This window comes from Pseudomonas sp. GX19020 (assembly GCF_023371075.1).
In the GTDB taxonomy this organism is placed as follows: Bacteria; Pseudomonadota; Alphaproteobacteria; order Rhodobacterales; family Rhodobacteraceae; genus Pseudogemmobacter.
Genome location: NZ_JAMCCR010000020.1, coordinates 45,114 through 67,855 on the forward strand (window position 1 = coordinate 45,114; position 22,742 = coordinate 67,855).

19 protein-coding genes are annotated in these 22,742 nt (G+C 64.0%); 4 read left to right on the forward strand and 15 right to left on the reverse strand.

The annotated features are described in order from the left end of the window. Positions 1 to 78: 78 nt before the first annotated feature. Together M3484_RS21240 and M3484_RS21245 are read right to left on the reverse strand one after the other, a co-directional pair. Positions 79 to 1,644, reverse strand: a complete 1,566-nt coding sequence (locus M3484_RS21240; RefSeq protein WP_092898812.1) for a DHA2 family efflux MFS transporter permease subunit — start codon at positions 1,642 to 1,644, stop codon at positions 79 to 81. Next, complete coding sequence (locus M3484_RS21245; RefSeq protein ID WP_249499139.1) at positions 1,644 to 2,795, reverse strand: HlyD family secretion protein; 1,152 nt, start codon at positions 2,793 to 2,795, stop codon at positions 1,644 to 1,646. The genes M3484_RS21240 and M3484_RS21245 overlap by 1 nt, the downstream gene beginning before the upstream one ends. A gap of 116 nt (positions 2,796 to 2,911) precedes the next feature. On the opposite strand from M3484_RS21245, the gene M3484_RS21250 reads away from it, so the two are divergent. The 3 genes from M3484_RS21250 (at position 2,912) to M3484_RS21260 (ending at position 6,239) form a co-directional block, all read left to right on the forward strand. Continuing rightward, a complete protein-coding gene (locus tag M3484_RS21250) occupies positions 2,912 to 3,613 on the forward strand; it encodes a TetR/AcrR family transcriptional regulator (RefSeq protein WP_249499140.1) in 702 nt (233 codons plus the stop codon). 211 nt (positions 3,614 to 3,824) lie between these two features. After that, positions 3,825 to 5,342 (forward strand): aldehyde dehydrogenase (NADP(+)), encoded by a 1,518-nt coding sequence (locus tag M3484_RS21255; protein WP_249499141.1) that lies wholly within the window; start codon positions 3,825 to 3,827, stop codon positions 5,340 to 5,342. A gap of 207 nt (positions 5,343 to 5,549) precedes the next feature. Next, a complete protein-coding gene (locus tag M3484_RS21260) occupies positions 5,550 to 6,239 on the forward strand; it encodes a class I SAM-dependent methyltransferase (RefSeq protein WP_349306286.1) in 690 nt (229 codons plus the stop codon). Between the two features lie 7 nt (positions 6,240 to 6,246). On the opposite strand, the gene M3484_RS21265 is transcribed toward M3484_RS21260, so the two are convergent. Next, positions 6,247 to 7,368, reverse strand: coding sequence for an NADH:flavin oxidoreductase (locus M3484_RS21265; protein ID WP_249499142.1), 1,122 nt, complete (start codon positions 7,366 to 7,368; stop codon positions 6,247 to 6,249). A 188-nt stretch (positions 7,369 to 7,556) separates the two neighbouring features. On the opposite strand from M3484_RS21265, the gene M3484_RS21270 reads away from it, so the two are divergent. After that, positions 7,557 to 8,099 carry a TetR/AcrR family transcriptional regulator gene (locus tag M3484_RS21270; RefSeq protein ID WP_283258539.1) on the forward strand — a complete coding sequence of 181 codons (543 nt, stop codon included), beginning with the start codon at positions 7,557 to 7,559 and terminating at the stop codon, positions 8,097 to 8,099. 6 nt (positions 8,100 to 8,105) lie between these two features. Here M3484_RS21270 and argE read toward each other — a convergent pair whose 3' ends face one another. From argE to M3484_RS21330, 12 genes are all read right to left on the reverse strand, one after another. Beyond that, positions 8,106 to 9,281, reverse strand: a complete 1,176-nt coding sequence (argE, locus tag M3484_RS21275; protein ID WP_249499144.1) for an acetylornithine deacetylase — start codon at positions 9,279 to 9,281, stop codon at positions 8,106 to 8,108. Between the two features lie 115 nt (positions 9,282 to 9,396). Further along, on the reverse strand, positions 9,397 to 10,071 hold the full coding sequence (locus M3484_RS21280; protein WP_092898824.1) for a DUF1028 domain-containing protein: 675 nt from the start codon (positions 10,069 to 10,071) through the stop codon (positions 9,397 to 9,399). A gap of 4 nt (positions 10,072 to 10,075) precedes the next feature. Further along, positions 10,076 to 10,498: a RidA family protein gene (locus tag M3484_RS21285; protein WP_092898826.1), complete on the reverse strand. Its 423-nt coding sequence runs from the start codon at positions 10,496 to 10,498 to the stop codon at positions 10,076 to 10,078. A 145-nt stretch (positions 10,499 to 10,643) separates the two neighbouring features. Next, the gene (locus tag M3484_RS21290) at positions 10,644 to 12,242 is read right to left on the reverse strand and encodes a GMC family oxidoreductase (RefSeq protein WP_249499145.1); all 1,599 of its coding nucleotides are present in this window, start codon (positions 12,240 to 12,242) and stop codon (positions 10,644 to 10,646) included. Next, positions 12,242 to 13,885, reverse strand: a complete 1,644-nt coding sequence (locus M3484_RS21295; protein WP_249499146.1) for an amidohydrolase — start codon at positions 13,883 to 13,885, stop codon at positions 12,242 to 12,244. Before M3484_RS21295 ends, M3484_RS21290 begins: the two co-directional genes overlap by 1 nt. Before the next feature lie 62 nt (positions 13,886 to 13,947). After that, positions 13,948 to 14,964 (reverse strand): extracellular solute-binding protein, encoded by a 1,017-nt coding sequence (locus M3484_RS21300; protein WP_249499147.1) that lies wholly within the window; start codon positions 14,962 to 14,964, stop codon positions 13,948 to 13,950. 29 nt (positions 14,965 to 14,993) lie between these two features. After that, the gene (locus M3484_RS21305) at positions 14,994 to 15,794 is read right to left on the reverse strand and encodes an ABC transporter permease (RefSeq protein WP_092898834.1); all 801 of its coding nucleotides are present in this window, start codon (positions 15,792 to 15,794) and stop codon (positions 14,994 to 14,996) included. Then, on the reverse strand, positions 15,791 to 16,684 hold the full coding sequence (locus M3484_RS21310) for an ABC transporter permease (RefSeq protein ID WP_092898836.1): 894 nt from the start codon (positions 16,682 to 16,684) through the stop codon (positions 15,791 to 15,793). The genes M3484_RS21305 and M3484_RS21310 overlap by 4 nt, the downstream gene beginning before the upstream one ends. Then, the gene (locus tag M3484_RS21315) at positions 16,681 to 17,766 is read right to left on the reverse strand and encodes an ABC transporter ATP-binding protein (protein ID WP_283258534.1); all 1,086 of its coding nucleotides are present in this window, start codon (positions 17,764 to 17,766) and stop codon (positions 16,681 to 16,683) included. The genes M3484_RS21310 and M3484_RS21315 overlap by 4 nt, the downstream gene beginning before the upstream one ends. A 10-nt stretch (positions 17,767 to 17,776) precedes the next feature. Beyond that, positions 17,777 to 19,858: an oxidoreductase gene (locus M3484_RS21320; RefSeq protein WP_249499148.1), complete on the reverse strand. Its 2,082-nt coding sequence runs from the start codon at positions 19,856 to 19,858 to the stop codon at positions 17,777 to 17,779. Between the two features lie 324 nt (positions 19,859 to 20,182). Further along, the gene (locus tag M3484_RS21325; protein WP_249499149.1) at positions 20,183 to 21,673 is read right to left on the reverse strand and encodes an aldehyde dehydrogenase; all 1,491 of its coding nucleotides are present in this window, start codon (positions 21,671 to 21,673) and stop codon (positions 20,183 to 20,185) included. Positions 21,674 to 21,686: 13 nt separating this feature from the next. Next, a complete protein-coding gene (locus tag M3484_RS21330) occupies positions 21,687 to 22,634 on the reverse strand; it encodes a LysR family transcriptional regulator (protein WP_092898844.1) in 948 nt (315 codons plus the stop codon). Positions 22,635 to 22,742 lie beyond the last annotated feature (108 nt).

A 22,742-nucleotide genomic window follows, 5' to 3' on the forward strand; every position in this document is an offset into this window, starting at 1 on the left:
CCGTCGCGCCAAAGCCACAAAATGTCAAGTTTTCGCGCGAGGCGGCCTGCGGGGCTCGCCCAAAGGTGAAGGCGGCGGTCAATGCCCGCCCCCGCCACCCCCTCCGGCCCGGGCCGGAGGCCGCATCGCCAGCGCCATGACGGCAAGCCCCATAAAAAGGAAGGTCAGCAGCGTGAAAATGTCGATGAAGGACATGATCGCCGCCTGGCCCGCCACTTTCCCCGCCATCTGCGCCAGCGCGCCATCCGGGTTCAGCCCATTGGCGACAAGGTTCTGACGCATCATCTCAAGCTGGCGCAGCGCCTCGGGATTGGCCCAGTTCACCGCCTCGTCAAGCCGCGCCGTGTGCAGCGCGCGCCGGTCGGTCAGGATGGTGTTGATCATCGCAAGACCCACGGCGCCGCCGAGGTTGCGCATCAGGTTGTAAAGCCCCGAGGCGGATTTCATTTTGGCCGGCGGCAGCGTGCCAAGCGCCAGGTTGTTGATCGGCACCATGCAGATCATCAGCGAGATCCCCCGCAGCACCTGCGGCCAGAAAAGCTCGTTGAAATCCCAGTCGGCGGTCATATGGGTCAGCATCCAGGACGAGGTGCCAAAGCCGATAAAGCCCAGAAGCAGCATGACCCGCAGGTCGATCTTTGATCCCAGAAACCCCGCCAGCGGCGCGGTCATGAACATCGCAAGGCCAGACACAAATACTGTCTCGCCGATCATCAGACTGTCATAGCCCCGGACCGAAGACAGGTAGAGCGGGTAGAGATAGGTCATGCCGTAAAGGCCGATCCCCATCACAAAGGAAAACACCGACCCAACCGCGAAATTCGTGTTGGTAAAGGCCGAGAAATCGACCACCGGCTCGTCGCGGGTAAAAGCCCGCCAGAAGGTGGTGATACCGCCCACGACCATCACCACGAAAAGGATCGCGACCGCCTCGTCCTGGAACCAGTCATTGTTCGGGCCTTCCTCCAGCACATATTCCATCGCACCGAGGAACGCGGCCAGCGCCACCAGCCCGGTCCAGTCGAATTTCTGGAACAAAGACCAGTCGGGCTCGTCGAAATCCACGAGCGCCAGCACGCCAAGCGTCACAGCGATCCCGGCGGGGACATTGACGAGGAACAGCCAGTGCCAGGACAGCGCATGGCTCAGATACCCGCCCACAGTCGGGCCAACGGTCGGCGCAAGCGTCGCCACAAGCCCGATCATCGGCGAGACGATATTGCGTTTCGAGGGCGGGAAAATGGTGAAGGCCGCCGCGAAGACCGAGGGGATCATGCCGCCACCCAGGAAGCCCTGCACGCCACGCCACAGGATCATCTCATTGATCGAGCCTGATGTCGCACAAAGGAACGACGCGGCCGTGAACCCCGCCGCCGACAAGGCAAACAGATAACGCGTCGACATCATCCGCCCGAGGAACCCTGACAGCGGGATCATGATCACTTCGGCGATCAGATAAGAGGTCTGCACCCAGGAGATCTCATCCGAGGAGGCCCCGAGCCCGGCCTGGATCTCGGGCAGCGAGGCCGAGACGATCTGGATATCGAGGATGGCCATGAACATCCCGAAGACCATGACCAGAAACGCCGCGACCCGGCGCGGCGTCATCTCCGGCTCTGCCGGGATTGCGATGGGGGCGGACATCACTCGGCTCCGGCGACTGCGGTTTCCTGCGGCCCGGTGCGGGTGTCGATCGCGATCTCGACCGAAAGCCCGGCGCGCAGGCCCGGGGTGCCTTCGGGCAGTTCGATCCGGACTGGCACGCGCTGCACGATCTTGGTGAAATTACCGGTGGCATTATTGGCCGGCAGCAGCGAGAAAACCGCCCCCGTGGCAGGCGCGAGCGAGACCACGCGGCCCTCGACCTCATGCCCGTCCAGCGCGTCGATGCCCACCTTCACGCTCTGGCCAACGCGGATCCCGGCCAGTTGGGTTTCCTTCAGATTGGCTTCGACATAAAGTCCGTGATCAGGGATCACTGCCGCCAGTTTTGCTCCGGCGCTGACCAGCTCACCCTGTTTGATCGCGATATTCGCCACTGTGCCGTCAAAGGGCGCGCGCATCACGGTGAAATCCAGATCGCGCTGCACCTGGGCCACGCCCAGTTCCAGCTCGCGCCGGGTCGAGGCGGTCTCGGTCCGCTGCGCTTTCAGCACCTCGACCTGGGCTTTCGCACCGGCAATCGCAGCGACGGCCGAGGTGCGGCTGGCCTCAGCCGTTGCCAGCGCCTCATTCGCCTTGTCGAGATCGGCCTGGCTGCTGACCCGGCGTTCCGCGAGGCCGCGCACTCGTTCGGCATTGCTTTTCGCCGCCGTCAGCACTGCGTCAGAGGCCACGCGCTGCGCCTCGGCCTGGGTGACGGTGCTTTCGGCCGCCTCGATCTGCGCGTCGATCCGGGCAAGCGTCGCGGTCAGCTCGGTCAGCCGGACCTCGGATTGCTCCAGCGAGATGCGGTAATCGCCATCATCGATACGGAACAGCACATCGCCCATTTTCACATGCTGATTGGATGCGACTGCAATCTCCGAGACGTAACCGGTGATCTTGGACGAAATCAGCGAGAGATCGGCCTGGACATAGGCGTCATCGGTCGTGACCATAAAGCGCCCGTTGGTCCACCAGGACCAGCCCTCATAGCCGCCGGCGAGCAATGCGATCAGCGCCAGCCCGCCCAGCACATATTTCTTGCGCCCGCCCTTTGGCGCTGCGGCAGGAGGCGTCACAGGAAGAACCGGCGAGGGCGCAACAGGCGCAATTTCCGGCTGATTGGTTTCGGGACGTTCGTGACGGGACATGATCGACTCACCCGGCTGAATTTCATTGAACCCAACGGTTCGATGCGCTCAGATAATCCTGTCTTTCGCAAATTTCAATATTCCATCGAACCGCACGGTTCGATTATATTGCCGCCATGAGCAGCCCCACGCCCCCCTCGCCCGCTTCCCCGCCGCCGCGCGCAAAACGCCATGCCGCCGGGACCGATCCGCGCAAACGCGACCAGATCCTCGCAGGCGCCTGGGAAGAATTCCGCGCCCATGGCTTTGACGCCACCACGATGAATGGCATCTGCCGCGCGGCTGCGGTCTCGAAGGGCACGCTCTATGTCTATTTCCAGGGCAAAGAGGATCTTTTCGTTGCCCTTGTCGAACAGCAGCGCGACCGGCTGACGGGCCAGCTTGGCTTTGCGCTTTCCGGCCCCGGGGATGTCGCAAGCCGCCTTACCGCCTATGCGGTGGCGCTGGTGCAGGTGCTGACTTCGGATGAGATGCTGCGCGCCCAGCGGATTGTTGTTGCCGTGGCCGAGCGGATGCCCGATCTGGCCCAGCGGTTCTACGATGCGGGCGGGCGGCATGTGCTGGGGCGGCTCGGGCGCTGGCTGGCAGAGGCCTCTGCCGCCGGGGTGCTGTCCATCCCCGACCCGCCCCGCGCCGCGCAGCAGTTCAGCGAGCTTGCCATGGCCGGGGTCTGGCGCCAGCGCCTGTTCGGCGTGCTGCGCGAACCGCCGGAGCAAAGCGTGATCGACGCCCTCGCCGCCGATGCGGTGCGGGTCTTCCTGGCCGCCTATGCCGGAACGGCACCGCATGACAGCTGGGACGGCGCGCCTGGCTTCTGAGCCGCGCTCTGACCATCCCGCAAGTGGCGCCGCAGCCCAAAGCGTACCAGCCGCCGGTCACCGGTGCACGGGCCAGAGCGGGCCCAGAGCGGGGCCTGTCATTCTGACGTCAGCTTCTGTATACATACTGTCGGCAAATAGCGGCGCGACCTGCTCCGGCCCTGGCCGGGGCCAATCCGGGCGCTCCGCTGCGATCTGGAGAGAGGCTTAAATGACATATACCCCACATGGCAAACATCTGATCGCTGGCGAATGGGTCTCGGGTTCCGGCACCTTCCGCTCGGAACCGGCACATGGCCCGGCCTTCGATTTCGCACTTGGCACTGTGGCGCTGGTGGACCGCGCGGCCCAGGCCGCCGAAGAGGCCTTCTGGTCCTATGGCTGGTCCTCGCGCGAAAGCCGTGCGGTGTTTCTTGAAACCATCGCCGATGAGATCGAGGCCCGCGCCGAAGCCATCACCGAAATCGGCTCGTCTGAAACCGGCCTGCCGACGGCCCGCCTCCAGGGGGAACGTGGCCGCACCACCGGCCAGCTGCGGCTTTTCGCAAACCATATCCGCCAAGGCGACTATCTCGACCGCCGCCATGATGTGGCTTTGCCCGAGCGTCAGCCGCTGCCGCGCCCCGATCTGCGGCTGATCGAGCGGCCGATCGGGCCGGTCGCGGTCTTCGGCGCCTCGAATTTCCCGCTGGCCTTCTCGACCGCCGGCGGCGACACGGCTGCGGCGCTTGCCGCGGGTTGCCCGGTCGTGGTGAAGGGCCATTCCGCCCATCCCGGCACCGGCGAGATCATCGCCGAAGCTGTTCATGCCGCCATCGCGAAATGCGGTGTGCATCCCGGCGTGTTCAGCCTGATCCAGGGCGGCAATCGCGAGGTTGGCGCGGCGGTTGTGCAGCATCCGCTGATAAGGGCGGTCGGCTTCACCGGCAGCCTCGCAGGGGGGCGCGCGCTGTTTGACCTTTGCGCCCAACGCCCCGAGCCGATCCCCTTCTTCGGCGAGCTGGGCTCGGTGAACCCGATGTTCGTGCTGCCCGAAGCTGCGAAAGCCCGCGCCGAAGCGCTCGGCACCGCCTGGGCGGGATCGCTCACCATGGGCGCGGGGCAGTTCTGCACCAATCCCGGCATTGCCGTGGTGATCGACGGGCCGGATGCCGACCGCCTTGTCGGCGCGATGAAAGAGGCGCTGGCGAAAACCGGTCCGCAGACCATGCTGACCCCCGGCATCGCGAAAGCTTACCGCGATGGCCAGGCCCGGCTCCGGAGCCGCAACACCGTCAAGCCGGTCTATGAAACCGTGTCCGAGGGCCGCGAAGCCTCGCCGAATCTTTACGAGACGCGCGGCGAGCAGTTCCTCGCCGATCACGCGCTGTCGGAAGAAGTCTTCGGCCCGCTGGGTCTGGTGGTGCGGGTCGCCTCGTTTGAGGAAATGCGGCGCCTCGCGCGTGGCTTCGAGGGCCAGCTGACCGCGACCATCCACATGGATGCGGGCGATACCGAAGCGGCGCGCAGCCTGCTTCCGGTACTGGAGCGCAAGGCGGGCCGCGTGCTGTTCAACGGCTTCCCGACCGGGGTCGAAGTGGCCGATGCCATGGTTCATGGCGGGCCCTACCCGGCCTCGACCAATTTCGGAGCCACTTCTGTCGGCACCCTGTCGATCCGCCGCTTCCTGCGCCCTGTCTCCTGGCAGAACCTTCCCGAAGCGCTGCTGCCTGACGATCTCGGGGCCTGAAAACGCGCCTGGGCCACAGCTGGCCCAGGCTGATATCCGATCCCGGTCCGCCAGCGCGGGCCGGGATTTTTCACGCTGCCACCCGCGACAGGCCTGTGAACCCGCTGCGGTTGCCTGCCTGGCCCCGGATCCGCGCGACAGACCAGGGTGCCGCTTGACGCCGATCACCGTCGGACTACGCTGCCCTGACCTTAAGGGGAAACCACCGTGACCAAAGCCGCAAATGATGCCCCCTTCCGGGATCCGGGCCTGACCCGCTCTTACGCAGAAACCACGCCGGGCCGGGTGCCGGGATTTCACGATCTGCACCGGATGGCACTGATCCTTCTGTCGCAATCGGCGCCGGCCGAGGCGCGTATGCTGATCCTCGGCGCCGGGGGCGGGCTGGAGCTGCTGGCCTTTGCCCGTGCGCGCCCGCGCTGGTCCTTTCTGGGCCTTGACCCGTCCGAACCGATGCTGACCGAAGCCGCCGCACTTCTCGGCCCATTGGCCGCGCAAGTTGACCTGCAACAGGGCGTCATCACCGACGCGCCCGCCGGTCCCTATGACGGGGCCACATGCCTGCTGGTGCTGCATTTCCTGGACCGGGCAGCGCGGCTTGCCACCCTGACCGCGCTGCGCCAGCGGCTGAAACCCGGTGCCGCCCTGATCGTCGCGCATCACAGCCACCCCGAAGGCGAGGCGGAGGACTGGCTGACCCGCTCGGCTCTGTTCGCGCAGGGGGATGCGGCGGATCCTGCCCAGGCCGCCGCTTCGGCCCGGGTCATGGCGGAACGGCTGACGCTTCTCACCCGGGCAGAAGAGGAAGCACTGCTTTGCGAGGCCGGTTTCACCGCCCCCGCCCTGTTTTATGCCGGACTGTCCTTCCGGGGCTGGGTCGCCCGCGCCCCGGAGTAACGCCGCCTCAGACCAGTTCCTTCATCGCCTCGCCCGAGAAGCCCCGAAGATCGTCAAAACGACCGGCCTCGACCTTGGCCGCCCAGTCCGGATCAGCCAGCAGCACCCGGCCCACGGCGACCAGGTCGAACTCGTCCCGCGCCATCCGCTCCAGCAGATTGCTGATCGGTGCCGCAGCCGAGCCCTGCCCACGGAACGCACCGAAGAATTCCGTATCGAGGCCCACGGAGCCGACCGAAATTGTCGCCGCCCCGGTCAGCTTTTTCGCCCAGCCGGCAAAGTTCAGCCCGTTATCGCCATCAAGTTCGGGGAATTCCGGCACCCAGACCCGGCGCTGCGAGCAATGGAGGATATCCACCCCCGCCTCGACCAGCGGCGCAAGCCAGGCGGTCATCTCATCGGGTGTCGTGGCGAGACGGGCATCGTAATTTTGTTGTTTCCACTGGCTGACGCGCAGGATCAGCGGGAAGTCGGGGCCGACCGCCGCACGCACTGCACGCACCGCCTCGGCCGCAAAGCGCGAGCGCTCTGCGATGGTCGCGCCACCATAGACATCCTCGCGCTTATTGGTGCCGTCCCAGAAGAACTGGTCGATCAGATAGCCATGTGCGCCATGCAGTTCGACCGAGTCAAAGCCCAGCCGTTTCGCATCCGCCGCCGCGCGGGCAAAGGCCGCGACCGTATCGGCGATGTCTTCCTCGGTCATCACCACACCGCGCGGCTCCTCCGGCCCGACAAGCCCCGAGGGGCTTTCAACCGGCGCCTCCGGCTCCCATTTGCCGGCGCGGGTCGATCCGGTATGCCAGATCTGCGGGGCGATCCTGCCGCCCGCGCCATGAACCGCATCCGCCACGCCCTTCCAGCCCGCCAGTGCCGCCTCGCCATGGAAGAACGGGATGCCGTAATGATTGCGCGAGGCCGGGCGGTCGATCACCGTACCCTCGGTCAGGATCAGCCCGACATCCCCCGCCGCGCGCCTGCGGTAATATTCGGCATTGGCCGGGCCGGGAATGCCCTCGGGTGCCATGCAGCGCGTCATCGGCGCCATCACGATGCGGTTCTTCAGCGTCAGCGTTTTCAGTGAAAAGGGGCGAAACAGCGCTTCGGTCGATTGCGGTTCAGTGGTCATCATCGGGTTCCGGATCTGGGGTGCCGCGCCCTGAAAGGGGACCGGCGAAAGGTTGGGCAGGTTGTCATGGCCGCGTAAGCGGAATATAAACATGACAGCCATCATGTTTGATTATTCATGATGACGGTCATGTATTTTGTCAACCAGGAAACCGACAAGGGGCGCCAATGAAGGTCAGTCGTGCGCAAATGGCTGAAAACAGGTCCAGAATCCTGGACGCGGCCTGCCGCATGTTTCAGCAAAAGGGCTTTGACGGCGTGACGCTGGCCGAGGTGATGAAAGCCGCCGGCCTGACCCATGGCGCGTTTTATGGCCATTTCCGGTCAAAAGAGGATCTGATCGCGCAGATCCTGCAGCACCGTTGCGAAAAAATGCGCGAAACGCGGCCCAGTCTCGAAAGCTTTCTCGACAGCTATCTGTCGCCCGGGGCCTGCACCGACCCGACGCGCGGCTGCCATATCCCGGCGCTCGCCCCGGCGCTTGGGCCGGATATGGTGCATCACTCGCCCGAAGCGCGCGCGGCGCTGACGGAAAGCATCCGCGTTCAGATCGACCGGCTGGGCGCCGCCTTCCCCGAAACTGCCCCGGGCGAGCAACGCCGCGCCGCGATCAGGACATGGGCTGCGATGGTCGGCGCGCTTTTGCTGGCAAAGGCCAGTGACGACCCCGATCTTGCGACCGAGATCCTGAGTGAGGTGCGGGGGGGGATCGTCTCCGGCGGCACGGTCTGAGACGGGTCAAAGACCGCCCTGCCGCAGCCGCAGGACCAGTGATTCCAGCATCGCGTCACAGGCGGCAAGCTGGTCCCGGCTGACATATTCATCGGGCTTGTGGCCCTGATCCATCAAGCCCGGGCCACAGATCAGCACCGGCAGACCCAGCGCCTGATCGAAAAGCCCGCCTTCGGTGCCAAACGCCACTTTGATCAGCCCGGCCCCGGGCCCCAACAGCCCCCGGAGCCAGGCCACCGCCGGACTGTCTTGCGGGGTATCAAGGCCGGGATAGCCCGAGACCTCGTCAATCGCGATCCGCGCGGTGGGAAAGCGGTTGCCGTGGCGGGCCGCGATCTGGTCGGCGGCGCGGCGGATATCGGCGAGAATCAGATCGGGGTCATCGGCGGCGATATTGCGGATCTCGAAATCGATCTCGCAGAGGTTCGGCACGATGTTCAGCGCGGTGCCCCCCTGCATCACGCCGGCATGGATGGTCGAATAGGGAATGTCGTAATCCGGGTCCTGCGCGCCGGTCTCACGCAGCTGCGCCTGGGCCGCGTCAAGCGCCAGGATGAACTCCGCCCCCAGATGCAGCGCGTTCAGCGCCTTTGGCGCCAGCGCCGAATGGCCCTCGATTCCGTGGCAACAGGCTTTCAGCCCGCGTTTGCCCTTATGGCCGGTGGCGATCTGCATCGAAGTCGGCTCGCCGATGATGCACAGCGCCGCCCGGTCCGCGCGCCCCGCCAGCGCGTCGATCAGCGAGCGCACACCGATACAGCCGATTTCCTCGTCATAAGACAGCGCCAGGTGCAGCGGCACCGCAAGGGGGCCGCGCGCCGCGAGCAGGGCCGCGCGGATCGCGCTTGCGACAAAGCCTTTCATATCGGCTGTGCCGCGCCCGTAAAGCCGGCCCTCAGCCTCGGTCAGTGTAAACGGGTCCATCGTCCAGGCCTGGCCCGCAACCGGGACCACATCAGTATGGCCCGAAAGAATAACGCCCCCCGGCCCCTCCGGCCCGATCGTTGCCCAGAGATTGGCGCGGCTGCCATCGGGGGCGGCAAAACGTTCGATCCGCGCGCCGGCGGGCGCCAGCAGCGCCTCGACATAATCCAGCAGCGCGAGGTTCGGCTGGCGTGACAGCGTCGGCTCGGCGATCAGCCGGGCGAGAATATCAGTGGTTTCGGGGATCACATCAGACATCTGGCAGGGTCCGGCAAGGGCAGAAGCAGCGGTCGGGGAAGCGGGAGCCATTGTCCCCGACCGCCCTCAGAGAAAGCAGGGCGCCTCCCCGAAAGCAAGTATCCCGGATCTCCCGTCACGGGTCTCCGGGCACGCCGTAACCTGGCGCGGCCGAAGGGTTCAGCGCGCGGGTGACATAGGCCTCCATCTCGGGTTGCCAGCGCGCCCAGAGCGCGGCGCATTCGGCGATCGGGTCGCCCTCGGTCCAGTCGATGCGCAGATCCGCGACATTCCAGGACACTTTATCGACCATGACAAGGCCCATCGAATGTACCGGGCCTTCCTCGCCTCCGGCCTCCATCGCGGCGCGCATGGCGCCGAGCAGCCGGTCGCCGAGATGCCCCTTTGCCGCGGTGAAAGCCGCAACCATCGTGGCGGGAATGCTGTCAGAAGACAGCATATTGCCCGCAGCCACCACACCCTCACCCCGCGCCGAAGCGTGACGTCCAAGGGTACGTGCACCGGAATGGCTGGCAGTGCCGCCGGTCCGGTCAACCAGCGCGAGCTGGCGGTAGTCGATATGCGGCGCCTCTGCCATAAGTTGCGCCAGCGCCTCTGCGGCTGAAAGACCGGCGGCCATCAGGTCCAACCCTTTCGGCCCCAGTGACGGGTCGGTGATGTTCTGGGTCGAAACCGCCCCCACCCCGGCCCGGACATGGGCGCAGCGCGCCGCGACCGAAGGCGAGGACGAACTGACCGCGATCCCGAACATGCCGGTATCAGCGCAGCGGGCCGAGATGGAGAAGGTCATGGGATTATGCCTCGTCAGGGATAACGGCAGTGGCCTCGATCTCGACCAGCCATTCCGGGCGGGCCAGGGCCGAGACCACGAGACCGGTCGAGACCGGGAAGACGCCCTTCAGATATTCCCCCATCACATTATAGACCGCCTCGCGGTAGCGGATATCGATCAGATAGATCACCACGCGGCAGATATGGGTCAGATCCGAGCCGGATTCCTCCAGCAGCATCTTGATGTTTTCCATGGCCTTGCGTGCCTGGCCGGCCACATCACCGATACAGACGCTTTCGCGGGTGTCGAGGTCCTGGCCGATCTGGCCGCGCACGAACACGGTCGCCCCGCGCGCCACAACGGCCTGGCAGAGGTCGTTGTTCAGCTTTTGCTCGGGATAGGTTTCTTTGGTGTTGAAGGGGCGGATCCGCGTGTGGACGGGCATGTCATGCTCCTGAAGGGTAAAGCCTTGGCCAAGATGTAGCGCGCTTGCCCCGGCCAGGGGATGAATATTTGTTGACCCTGTGTTTCAGCGAAACCTATGCCGCAGGCGTCCCCCGCCGCACCGGCGGCAGGGATCGCGCGACGTGCTATGCGGCAAGGATCGCTCTTGCTGCCTTTTCGCCGATCATCTGGCTGGGCGCATTGGTATTGCCGCCGATCAGCGTCGGCATAACCGAGGCATCGGCGACGCGCAGCCCCTCGATCCCATGCACTTTCATCGAGACCGGATCGACCACCGCCATCGCATCCACCCCCATCTTCGCAGTGCCGACCGGGTGATAGACGGTCAGCGCCTCGGCGCGAAGGTAGGCGAGGATCTCGTCATCGGTGACGATGCCTGGCCCGGGCAGGATCTCGCGGCCCTGAAGGCTTGCCATCGGGGCGGCACCAAAGATCCTGCGCGAGAGTTTGATCCCTTCGACCAGCACGCGCGCATCGCGGAAATCGCTGAAGAAGCGGTGATCGATCTCATGCGTGATCTGATCACCCTCGCGGCGCAGCCGGATCTCGCCGACCGAACGCGGGCGCAGGACGCAGGTGTGAACGGCGAAACCATGGCCCCATTCGACCAGCCGGCCGCGATGACTGCGATAGCCGGGGACGAAGTGGAACTGCACATCCGGCAGGTCATCTTCGGCCAGAGGCGTGCGGCCAAAGCCGCCTGCGACCACGTAATTCGTGGACAGCATCCCCTTGCGGTTTGCGGCGAAGCGGAAGGGCGCGGCCAGCAGTTTCAACGAGTTGCGCAGCGAAAAGCCCAGCGTCCTGGTCGAATCTGATCGCACCGTGATCATGCCGTCGACATGGTCGCGCAGGTTCTGACCGACGCCGGCCAGGTCATGGACCACGTCCACCCCCTGCCCCTGCAGGGCCGCGCCGGGCCCGATCCCCGATGCCATCAGCGCCATCGGTGTGCCAATCGCTCCGGTCGAGAGCACGACCTCCCCCCGGCAATGGATGATCTCGCGGGAACCGCCGCGCGTGACCTCGACCCCGGTGACGCGGCGGTCCTGCAGGATCAGGCGCTTCAGATCGGTGCCGGTCATGATGGTGAGGTTCTGGCGGCTCCGTACCGGCTCAAGATAGGCATTATAGGCCGAAAACCGGATGCCGTTCTTCTGCGTCACATCATAGATGCCAAGGCCGAGCTGGCTGTCACCGTTGAAATCCTGGTTGTGCGGCAGGCCGATCGCCTCGCCCGCGCGGATGTAATCCTCGCAAACCGGGTTCGGATCTTTCGGGCGGGCCACGATCAGCTCGCCTTTGGTGCCATGCAGGCGCGGGTCCTGGCCGACCTGGTTCTGCTCGAGATGTTTAAACAGCGGCAGAACATCCGACCAGGACCAGCCCTGACAGCCAAGCGCCGCCCATTCATCGTAATCCGCAGCAGCGCCCCGGATATAGAGCATCGAATTCAGCGAAGAGGATCCGCCCAGCATCCGCCCCCGGTTGACCGGAATATTGCGGTTGTTCAGCTCGGGCTGCTTCACGCCGGTATAGCCGTAGTCAAAGCGCTTGCGACCATACATCGCAAGAATTCCGGCCGGCACTTTCACGCGGATATCGCGATCGGAGCCGCCGGATTCGATCACCAGCACCGAGGTTTTCGGATTGGCGGAAAGCCGGTTCGCCAGCACGCAGCCCGCCGCCCCTGCCCCGATGACGATATAGTCGAAAGCATCCATCAAAGGGCTCCATATGTGATTTTGCCGGCGCAGATCGTCAGCGCGACAGAGGCTGCGGTCTCGCTGTCGGCGAGGCCTTCCAGGCTGCCATCGATCAGCACCAGATCGGCGTCAAAGCCGGGGGCCAGCCGCCCGGCGCGGTTTTCCGCGAAATCGGCATGCGCGCCGCCGGTCGTGTAGGCGGCGAGACAGTCGTCAAGGCTGAGGCGCTGATCGGGCAGATCCGCGCGCCAGGGCTTACGCGTCAGCGCGCAATGGATCGCGTAAAGCGGCGAGAGCGGCGAGACCGGCCAGTCCGTGCCAAAGGCCAGAGGCACATCGCGGGCAAGAACCATCGCCCAGGGGAAGGCTGTAGGCCAGCGCGCCGCGCCCATGATGGTGATCGTGGGCTCCAGCGGCAGGCCCGCCGAACCCGGCGGATGCACCGGCTGCATCGAGGCGGTGATGCCAAGGGGCCTGAGCCGGTCAAGGTCTGCGGGCGTGATCGTGTCGATATGTTCGATCCGGTGACGCGCGTCGCGCGGGCCATTGGCGGCGCGCGCCGCCTCATAGCCGTCGATCACCGCGCGCACCGCACCATCGCCCACCGCATGGGTGGTGATCTGCAGCCCCCTCCGGTCGGCCTCGACACAGATCGCGTTGAACTGATCCAGCGGGATCAGCGGCTCGGATCGGAAGCCGGGGCGGTCGGGGTAATCGGTAACCGTCAGCGCAGTCCAGGTATCAAACACCCCGTCCATGAACAGCTTTATGCGGGCAAATGACAGCCAGCCCGGCACTTCCGGTCCGAATTCATCCAGCAGGTCAATGCCCCCGACCCCGTCTTTCGCCTCGAGCATCAAAGGCAGGCTGACCCTGACCGGCATCTCGCCCGCCAGCGCCAGATCACGCATCAGACCGGCCTGCCAGGCATTGCCATCCATATTCACCGCGCGCGTGATGCCATGGCGGGCGCAGTAATCGCCTGCCGCGCGGATCACCGCCCGGTCATGGTCGCGCGCGCCCTCGCCTTCGGCGCCGGTCATGCGGTAATCCATCGCATCGCGCCCTTGCAGGCGAGAGAGCATCTTCACCCGGTTCATCGCAGCAAATTCGCGCAATTCACCACTGGCCAGCCCGTCATCGCCCATCACCACCTCGGATCCCGGTCCAAGATCGGCGCCATTGAGGATCCCTGCCAGCTCCAGCGCCTTTGTATTGGCCCAGGCACAATGAAGATCGGTCGCAATCAGGCAGAGCGGGCGATCACTGACGATCCGGTCGAGGATATGGCGATCAGGCCTTTCTTCGCCAAAAATCACATAATTCACCGCATAGCCGAACAGGATGTCATTCCCGGGCTGGCGGGTCGCGAAGTCCAGAAGCGCATCCCGTACCGCATCGAACCCGAAAAGCGCGCCCATATTCAGCATCGAAAGCGAGGCGCCACCCATCATCAGATGCAGATGGCTTTCGATGAAGCCGGGCATCAGTTCGCGCCCGGCGGCGTCGATCACCAGGGTCGCCGGGCTGATATGCGCGCGGATCGCGCTGTCATCCCCAAGCGCCAGGATCACACCATCCGCCACCGCAAGCGCGGTGGTGCCGGGGGCGGCAAAAAGCGGGCGCAGGCGCGCGTTCAGGATCACCAGATCGGCGGTCATCGGTCTCTCCGGCAGAATGGGAAAAAGGGGCCGGGATTGCGCCCGGCCCTCGTCTGAGCAGCTTATTGCAGCAGCTGGGTCCAGACCCGGTTCACCAGATCCTGCGCCGCGGGCGAGCAGGTGCGCGAGAATTCGACCGGCACTTCCGGGTAAAGTTCGGGCGCTTTTTCCTTGGTATAGACGACCTTATCCGCGACCAGCGTCATCGGCGAGGAATGGGCGTAGAAGTTCATCTGCTCGGTCGCATTTTCCGGCTCCGACATGAATTCGATGAACTTGATCGCATTCTCGCGGTTCGGGGCGCCATTCGGGATCACCATCGAGTCAATCCAGCCCACCAGGCCCTCTTTCGGCAGCGCATAGGCGAAAGGCGCGCCATTGACGCGGGCCTTCAGCTCTTCGCCATCCCACCAGAAATGCGCCGCAACCTCGCCCGAGGCCAGACGGCTTGCGATATTATCCGAGGAATAGGCCGCGACCGAGGGCTTTTGCGCCGCCAGCAGATCATAGACCTTCTTCATCTCATCAGCATTTTCCGAGCAGAACGGCACACCGAGGTAAAGCTGTGCCGCGCCGACCACCTCATCGGGATAGGACAGCATGGCGATTTTGCCGGCCAGCGGCGCTTCGGGTTCAAAGAAATAGCTCAGGCTGTCGAGCGGGCCGGTATATTCATTGGTGTTGACCGCGAAACCGGCCGTGCCATAGGCGACCGGGATCGAATAGGCCTGGGTCTCATCCCACCACTGGTTCTTCCAGCGCGGGTCGATCAGCTCATAGGCTTTCAGCGTGTTCGCGCCGTAATCCTGGATCAGCCCCTCATCGATCATGATGCGCAGGAAATGCTGCGAGGGGGTCGAAATGTCATAGCCCGAAGACCCGGCCTGAAGCTTTGTCAGCAGATCCTCGTTCGAGGTATAGCCGTCGACATTGACTTTGACGTCATATTCTTTCGCGAATTTTTCAATCAGCTCAGGGGAAAAGCTTTCCGACCAGACATAGAGGTTCAGCTGGCCTGCGGCATTGGCAGCAGTCGCGGCGCAAAGCGCGATGACAGAGGCAGTGATGAGTTTTTTCATTGTAATTTCCCTTGTTGGTTTGTCTTTTTTCAGGTGTTTTTTGTGCCCCGCCCGGCGACGAGCAGCGCAATTGTGGCAAGGATCAGAGAGGCCAGGATCATCAGCGTGCCGATGGCGTTCAGTTCGGGCGAGGTGCCGGCGCGGATCAGCGAGAAGATATAGACCGGCAAAGTGGTGGTGCCGCCCGAGGCCAGCATGTTCGAGGTGATGAAATCATCCATCGAGATCAGGAAGGCGAGCATTGCGCCGGAAAACACCCCCGGAAAGATCAGCGGCAGCGTCACCCGGCGAAAGGTCGTCCAGCGGCTGGCATAGAGATCGGCGCTGGCCTCTTCGAAATCCAGCGACATGCCCTGAAGCCGCGCCCGTATCGGCAGAAAGGCAAAGGGCGTGCAAAAGGCCGAATGGGCGAGGATCAGTTTCAGAAGCCCGTTTTGCAGCCCGACCAGCGAGAACAGGATCAGGCTCGCCACTGCCAGCACGATTTCGGGCAACAAAAGCGGCAGGTTCACCACTGTCTCGGACAGGCGCCGGAACCGCACATTCTTGCCCCGGATGATCGCGAGCGCCGCCATCAGCGCCACGGTTGTTGCAACCGCCGTCGCAATCAGCGCCACCAGAACCGAGGTTTTCAGCGCATTCATCAAGGGGCCGTTGTTCAGCGCGGCCACATACCAGTCGAGCGAAAATCCGGTCCAGACACCGGCGATCCGGTTGGCGTTGAAGGAATAGATCACCACGACCAGAAGCGGCAGATAGAGCCAGACGAAGAAGACAATCGTCAGAAGACCAAAGCCCGGATAGCGTTTGACGTCATGATGGCGGCTCATGCGCGCGCCTCCATCCCGGCGGTCCGGCCTGCGGCGCGAAGCGCGGTGAAAATCAGGAACAGCATCACCAGACCCATCAGTACCATCGCGATCGCGGCACCAAACGGCCAGTTGCGCCCTCCCCCGAATTGCAGCTGGATCAGTGATCCCATCATCATCTGCTTACCACCGCCCATCAATGTGGGCTCCAGCACCGCGCCAAGCGCAGGCACGAAGACAAGGATCGCGCCCGAGACAATGCCCGGGGCCGTCAGCGGCAGGATCACACGGCGGAAGGTGGTCAGGCGGTTCCCGTGCAGATCATGCGAGGCCTCGATCAGCGTCAGGTCAAGTTTCTCGATCGAGGCATAGATCGGCAACACCATCAGCGGCATACAGGTATAGACCATCGCCACCAGCGTCGCGGTATCGTTGAACATGAAACTGGTCCCGGGGGCGAGACCGAAGGTTTCAAGGAATCGCGGCAGCGGACCGTCTTTTCCCAGAATGATCATCCAGGCATAGACCCGCAGGATCATCGAAACCCAGAAGGGCAGCGTCACCAGATAGACCAGCAGCGCACGCATCCCCGGCGTCTGGCGCGAGATATACCAGGCGACCGGCAGTGCGAAAACCAGACAGATCAGCGTCGTAAGCCCCGCAAGCAGATAGGTCCGCCCGATGATCAGAAGGTATTGCGGCGTGAATTCCAGTTCGCCCGACCAGCCCTCGTTAAAGAGGATCTGGCTGTAGCCCGACAGGTTGAAATCCCAGGTGAACCCGCCATGCGAGCCGCGTGTCGCCACCGAGACGGCGGCGATGATCAGGATCGGCAGGATCAGCGCGAAGCCCATCAGCGCCCAGGCCGGCAAAAGCCCCCAGAAGGGCAGATTATTGGCAAGCCGCCTCATGATGCCAGCACCCGCACGGAGGCCGGCAGGAAGCCGATGGTGACATCGTCCCCTGTCCCGACCAGATCGCCCTGGCGCGACGCATTGCGGCGCGAGGCGCGCAAGGACACGCCCCCGGCCTCAAGCGTGTAATGGGTGAAGCCGCCCATGTAATTCTGGCTGATAACCTTTGCCGGAAGGGTGATCCCCTGCGCCTGGTCGCCGAGATTGATCTTTTCGGGCCGGATCGACAGCGTCGCGCGGCCGGCCTGCAGCCGGGCGGTCGCCGGTGCTTCGAAAATGCCAAGCGGTGACCGGACAGTCGCGAGGCCCTCGCGCGTCTCAAGCACATTGACATCAAGGAAATTGGTTTCGCCCACGAAATCCGCCACAAAGCGGTTCACCGGCTCTTCATAAATCGCGGTGGGCGTGCCGATCTGCTGCACCTCGCCCGCGCCAAGGACCGCGATCCGGTCCGACATATCGAGCGCCTCTTCCTGGTCATGGGTGACAAAGACAAAGGTTATGCCGGTATCGCGCTGCAGATTGCGCAGCTCATCGCGCATCGCCTGGCGCAGCTTCAGATCCAGCGCGGACAAGGGCTCGTCCAGCAACAGGATCTCCGGCTCGGGTGCCAGCGCCCGGGCCAGGGCCACACGCTGCCGCTGCCCGCCGGACAGCTGGCCGGGCTTGCGGCCCGCCATAGCCGACATATGGACGCGTTCCAGCATCTCGCCCGCGCGGGCGCGGATCTTAGCCCGTGCCCAGCCAAGGTTTTCAAGGCCGTAGGCGACGTTCTGCTCCAGCGTCATATGCGGGAACAGGGCGTAAGACTGGAACACCGTATTCACCCGGCGCTTGTGCGGCGGGATCTGCGTCACCTCGCGCCCATGCAGCAGGATTGCGCCCTGATCGGGGCTTTCAAACCCTGCGAGCATCCGCAAAAGCGTGGTCTTGCCGCAGCCCGACGGCCCGAGCATGGTGAAAAACTCGTTCTCGCCAATGTCGAAACTGACCGATTTCAGCGCCTGGTAGGTGCCGAAATGCTTCGAGACGCCCCGAACCTCAACGGCCTTGTCCGAAACGGCCTTATCCTTGTGCATCACCATTCCTTCAGAGCGGTTCGAGTTCGGTAACTTCGCGGCGGAACGGCAGCGCGTCGCCGATATCTGGGGTGTCAAGCTCGCGGGCATAGCGGTGGCCAGCATAGGTCGCCCAGGCGATGGGTGCAGGCGCCGCTGCATCGCCGATCAGTTTGACCGACCGGATACCGGCATCGGCCCATTCGGCCTCACGCGCGATAAGGTCGTTGTAAAGCGCATCATCACCAAGGCGCGAGGCGACCATCACAACGGCATCGGCCGCGAGCTCGCGGCGTTGGTCGGTATAGCTGCAATTGACCTCGACCGCGCCGGCGCGCACCGCCGTCATGCCGGTGTTCAGCCGGATCTCGACACCGAGCTCCACCAGCCGCAGATGGATCGCCCCCTGTTCCAGCGTGTTGCGCGTCCAGTCCGACACATAGGCCGAGGGCGTGACCAGGATCACCTTCGCGCCCGCTTTCGCCATCACCTCGGCCATGACGCCGCCCATGTAATAATGGTCGTCATCATAAACGACGACCGTCCTGCCGCTCAGATCGGCGGGATGTTTCCCCGCCATCACATCATCAGGTGTCCAGACGGGCATGGCCGCATCAATCGCCATCGGCACCACATGCTGACGCGCGACACCATCGGCCCGCCAATGTGCCCCGGTCGCGATACAGATGTTCTGGAAGCCGAATTCAAGGATCTCGGCCGCGCCCAGACGGCTGTCGAAATAGGTCTCGACATTCGGGCGCTGACTGATCTGGTATTGCCGGTAATCGACCACGCGGCCCCAGGCGGAAAGCCCGGGCAGCAGGCGTTCCCGCGCGACGCGGCCACCAAGGGTCGTGGTCGCCTCGGCCATGGCCACGTCATAGCCCCGCAGGGACAGCGCGCGGGCGGCCTCCAGCCCGGCAGGGCCGGAGCCGACGATCAGCACGGTCGAGCTGTCGCCTTTGGCGTTCATCTTCTCGGGATGCCAGCCCTTGCGCCATTCTTCCATAAAGGTCGGGTTCTGGGTGCAGCGCGAGATCGACATCGTCATATCGCCGGTGATGCAGATATTGCAGCCGATACATTCGCGGATATCCTCGACCCGCCCCTCGTCAATCTTTTTCGGGATGAACGGATCGGCAATCGAGGGCCGCGCGCAGCCGATGAAATCAAGAACGCCCTGGCGGATCATCCGCGCCATCACATCCGGCGAGGTGAAGCGGCCCACGCCGACCACGGGTTTCGAGGACAGCTCGCGGATGCCGGAGACCAGCACCTCCTGCGCGGCTTCCTCTTTGAAGCGCGAAGGGCCAGAACAATCCTCCCATGCCCCCTGAGCCAGATCCCAGAGATCGGGAAGATCGCCGTTCAGTTCGACGAATTCGCGCACCTCGGCATTGGAAAAGCCAAGATTTCCAATCTGTTCGTCAAGGCTGACGCGCATGGTGATCGCCATCGTGTCACCCACGGCATCGCGGATATCCGCGACCACTTCGCGGGCAAAGCGCGAGCGGTTTTCCAGGCTGCCGCCATATTCATCGCTGCGCTGATTGGTGGCACGCGACAGGAAATGCTGGAAAATGCCGAAGCCATGCGCGCCGTAAAGGCAGATCAGGTCAAAGCCGGCAAGTTTCGAACGTTTCGCGGCATTGACGAACCAGCGCCTGAGATCAGTGATGTCGGATTTCGACAGCGCGCGCGCCGAGACCGGGTCATTCGTGAAGGTGCGGATGGGCATGGCCGAGGGCGCCAGGGGCACCTCTTTGGTGTAGAAATTCGGGCCATTGATCCCGGAATAGGCGAGCTGGATCCCCGCCAGCGCGCCATGGGTCTTCATCGCATCCGACATCCGGCGAAGCCCCGGAATGTCTTTGTCTTCCCAAAGCCTTAACTCGATGAAAGGGGTGATTTCCGAACTGTGATGCATCTCGGTCTGTTCGGTGAAAATGACCCCCCAGCCGCCTTCCGCCTTGATGCCACGCATGGCCGCAGCAGCAGATGGATCGCGGTAGCCGCCCCCATTGCAATGTGGCACCTGGTAAAAGCGGTTCTTCGCCACAAGCGGACCAATGGCCAGCGGCTCGAACAGGATATCATATTTCGCGTCGCGCATCTGGGGACATCCTTGATGCAGGGTCAGGGGGAAAAGCGGGATCTGCCCCATAGGATTGCCGGGGCCTGGCCTGGTAAATGATGGGTTTCGGAAGCCTTGCTTAGACTGCGCCTAATCAGCACCTCACCGGGGCGAGATGCCTGGGCATAGCGCGGTTCCAGACAGCGGAAAACAATACCAATCATAAGAAAACAAACAAGAATTCGCAGGATTGCGACGTTTCAGGCTCGCAAGTGGTTCGGCCCCGCCGCAAGAGGGGATGCGACGGGGGAACGGGCCGGAACCAGGCCGCCCGGCCTGCGCCCGAAAAAGAGGCTTAGCTGCTTAGTATTTGATCCAGATTGTTTTCAGCGCCGAATATTTGTCAAAGCTGTGCAAGGACAGATCCCGGCCGAATCCCGATTGTTTCATGCCGCCAAAGGGCGTCATCGCGGAAAGCGCATCCACCGTATTGACTGATACCGTCCCCGCATGGAGGCCATCCGACACTGACAGGGCCCGGCTCAGATCCCGGGTCCAGACCGAGGCCGCGAGGCCATATTCGCTGTCATTGGCGATCTTCAGCGCCTCTTCCTCGCTGTCAAACGGTGTCACGGCCAGGACCGGGCCGAAGACCTCTTCCTTCGCGATCCGGGCGTCAGGCGAAACATCGGCAAAGATCGTGGCGCCGATATAGCAATCCGATCCGTCACGGGTCTCGCGGTCCCCGCCATGCACCAACCGCGCCTCGGCCTTGCCGATCTCGATATATTGCGCGACCTTGTCGGCATGGGCTTTTTCCACCAGCGGCCCCATGCGGGTGGCCAGATCCAGCGGGTCACCCAGCGGCCAGGCGGCTGTGGCCGCGATCAGCTTTTCGGTGAATTCCTCCTGCACCGAGCGCGCGACGAGGATGCGGGAATTGGCAGAACAGACCTCGCCCGAATTGAACAGGATCCCGAAGGCCGCCATCGTCACGGCCTGGTCCAGATCGGCATCGGCGAAAATCAGGTTCGGCGATTTGCCTCCGGTCTCCAGCCAGACCTGTTTCATATTGCTTTGGGCGGCATAATTCATGAACCGCTTGCCGGTCGCGGTCGATCCGGTGAAGACCAGCGCATCGACATCGCCGTGCAGGCCAAGCGCCTGGCCTGCCTCGACGCCGTAACCCGGAACCACATTCAGCACCCCGTCAGGCAGCCCGGCCTCAGAGGCAAGTTCGGCAAGGAACAAAGCCGACAAAGGCGATTGTTCGGCCGGTTTCAGCACCACGGAGTTCCCCATGGCCAGTGCGGGTGCGAGTTTCCAGGTCGCCATATCGAGCGGGAAGTTCCACGGCACCACCGCCCCGATCACGCCCAGGGGCGCGCGCCGGATCAGAGCCAGATCGCGCCCCCCCGTGGGCGCGACCTCGTCATAAAGCTTGTCGCTGGCCTCGGCATGCCACTGGAAGAAATGCGCCGATCCGGGCGCGTCGATGGTCGAGCTGTCACCAATGGGCTTGCCCATATCCAGCGTTTCCAGCAGCGCCAGTTCCGCGACATTCTCGCGGATCAGGCCTGCGAGCTTCAGCAGCACCTCTTTGCGCGCCGATGGCGTCTGGCGCGACCAGCGCCCGTCGTCAAAGGCCCGCCGTGCCGCCGTCACCGCAAGGTCAATATCCGCCGCCATGCCGCGCGACACTTCGGTCAGCACGGCGCCATTCGCTGGGTTCACCGTGGCAAACCGCCCGCCCGCCTGTGCATCCCGGAACGCCCCGTCAATATAAAGCTGGTTGCGAAAGCGAAGCGCGCCGGCACGGGCGCGCCATTCGGCGGAGGTGGCGGGAAGGGTCATGGTCTTGCTCCTGTCAGGTCTCGGGCGGCACCGAGAGGCGGCGAATTCCGGGATGCACCCCGTCTTTCAGCTTCTCGCTGCAAAATTCGATGAAACGGCGCACGGTCAGCGATTTCGCCGCGTCGCGCATGGTGATGATCCCGAGCCGCATCGGGCGCGGATTGCCGCTCAGCGGGATGTCGATCAGCCGCCCGCCATCCAGCGCCAGATCAATCGCGGGCCGGATATTGGCGATGGAATAGCCAAAGCGATTGGCCACCAGGGCCCGCATCACCCAGATATCGCGGGTCCGCTCGACGATATTGGGGCTGCACCCGGCCTCGCGGAACAGCGAGATGAAATAGCTCGCGCTATAGGGCAGATCGAGGAGGATCATCGGATGTTCGGCCAGATCCTCAAGGCTGACACTGTCACGATCCGCCAGCGGATGGCCCTCGTGCAGGACCGCATGAGGCGGCAGGGCGCCAAGCTCGTGGAACTCCATATCCGATGGGATATCAAGGTCATAGCTCAGCGCGAGGTCAAAGCGCGCCAGCCGCAGGCCTTCGATGATACCCGCATGATCCAGCTCGTTCTGGGCGAATTCCACCTCGGGATAGCTTTCGCAGAAGGTGCGACGCAACGCGGGGATCACGACCTGTGCAAAGGTCATCAGGCAGGCGACATGCAAGGGCCCGCGCACCTGCCCCGTCACCTCATTCGACAGCGCATTCAGCGCGGCGGCCTCGGTCAGGATGCGGCGCGCCTGTTCGACAAAGCTGCGCCCGGCCTGGGTCAGCGACAGCCCATGCGCATGGCGGCGCACGAAAAGCGTGATGCGGAATTCGCGCTCCAGCTGCGAGATGGCCGCCGAAACCGAGGGCGCCGAGACATTCACCCGCTCTGCCGCCTCGGTGACCGAGCCATAATCCCCCACCGCCACCAGATATTCCAGCTGTCTGAGCGTGAACCTGAGCGCCATCCCTGCCCCTTTCCGATCCCCTGTTGCCGGTGGAGCATAGACCAGACAGGGGCCCGACCGCGAGACTTGCGCGGGCCCGGTGGCTGAAACTTTGACGGGGCGCGCGCC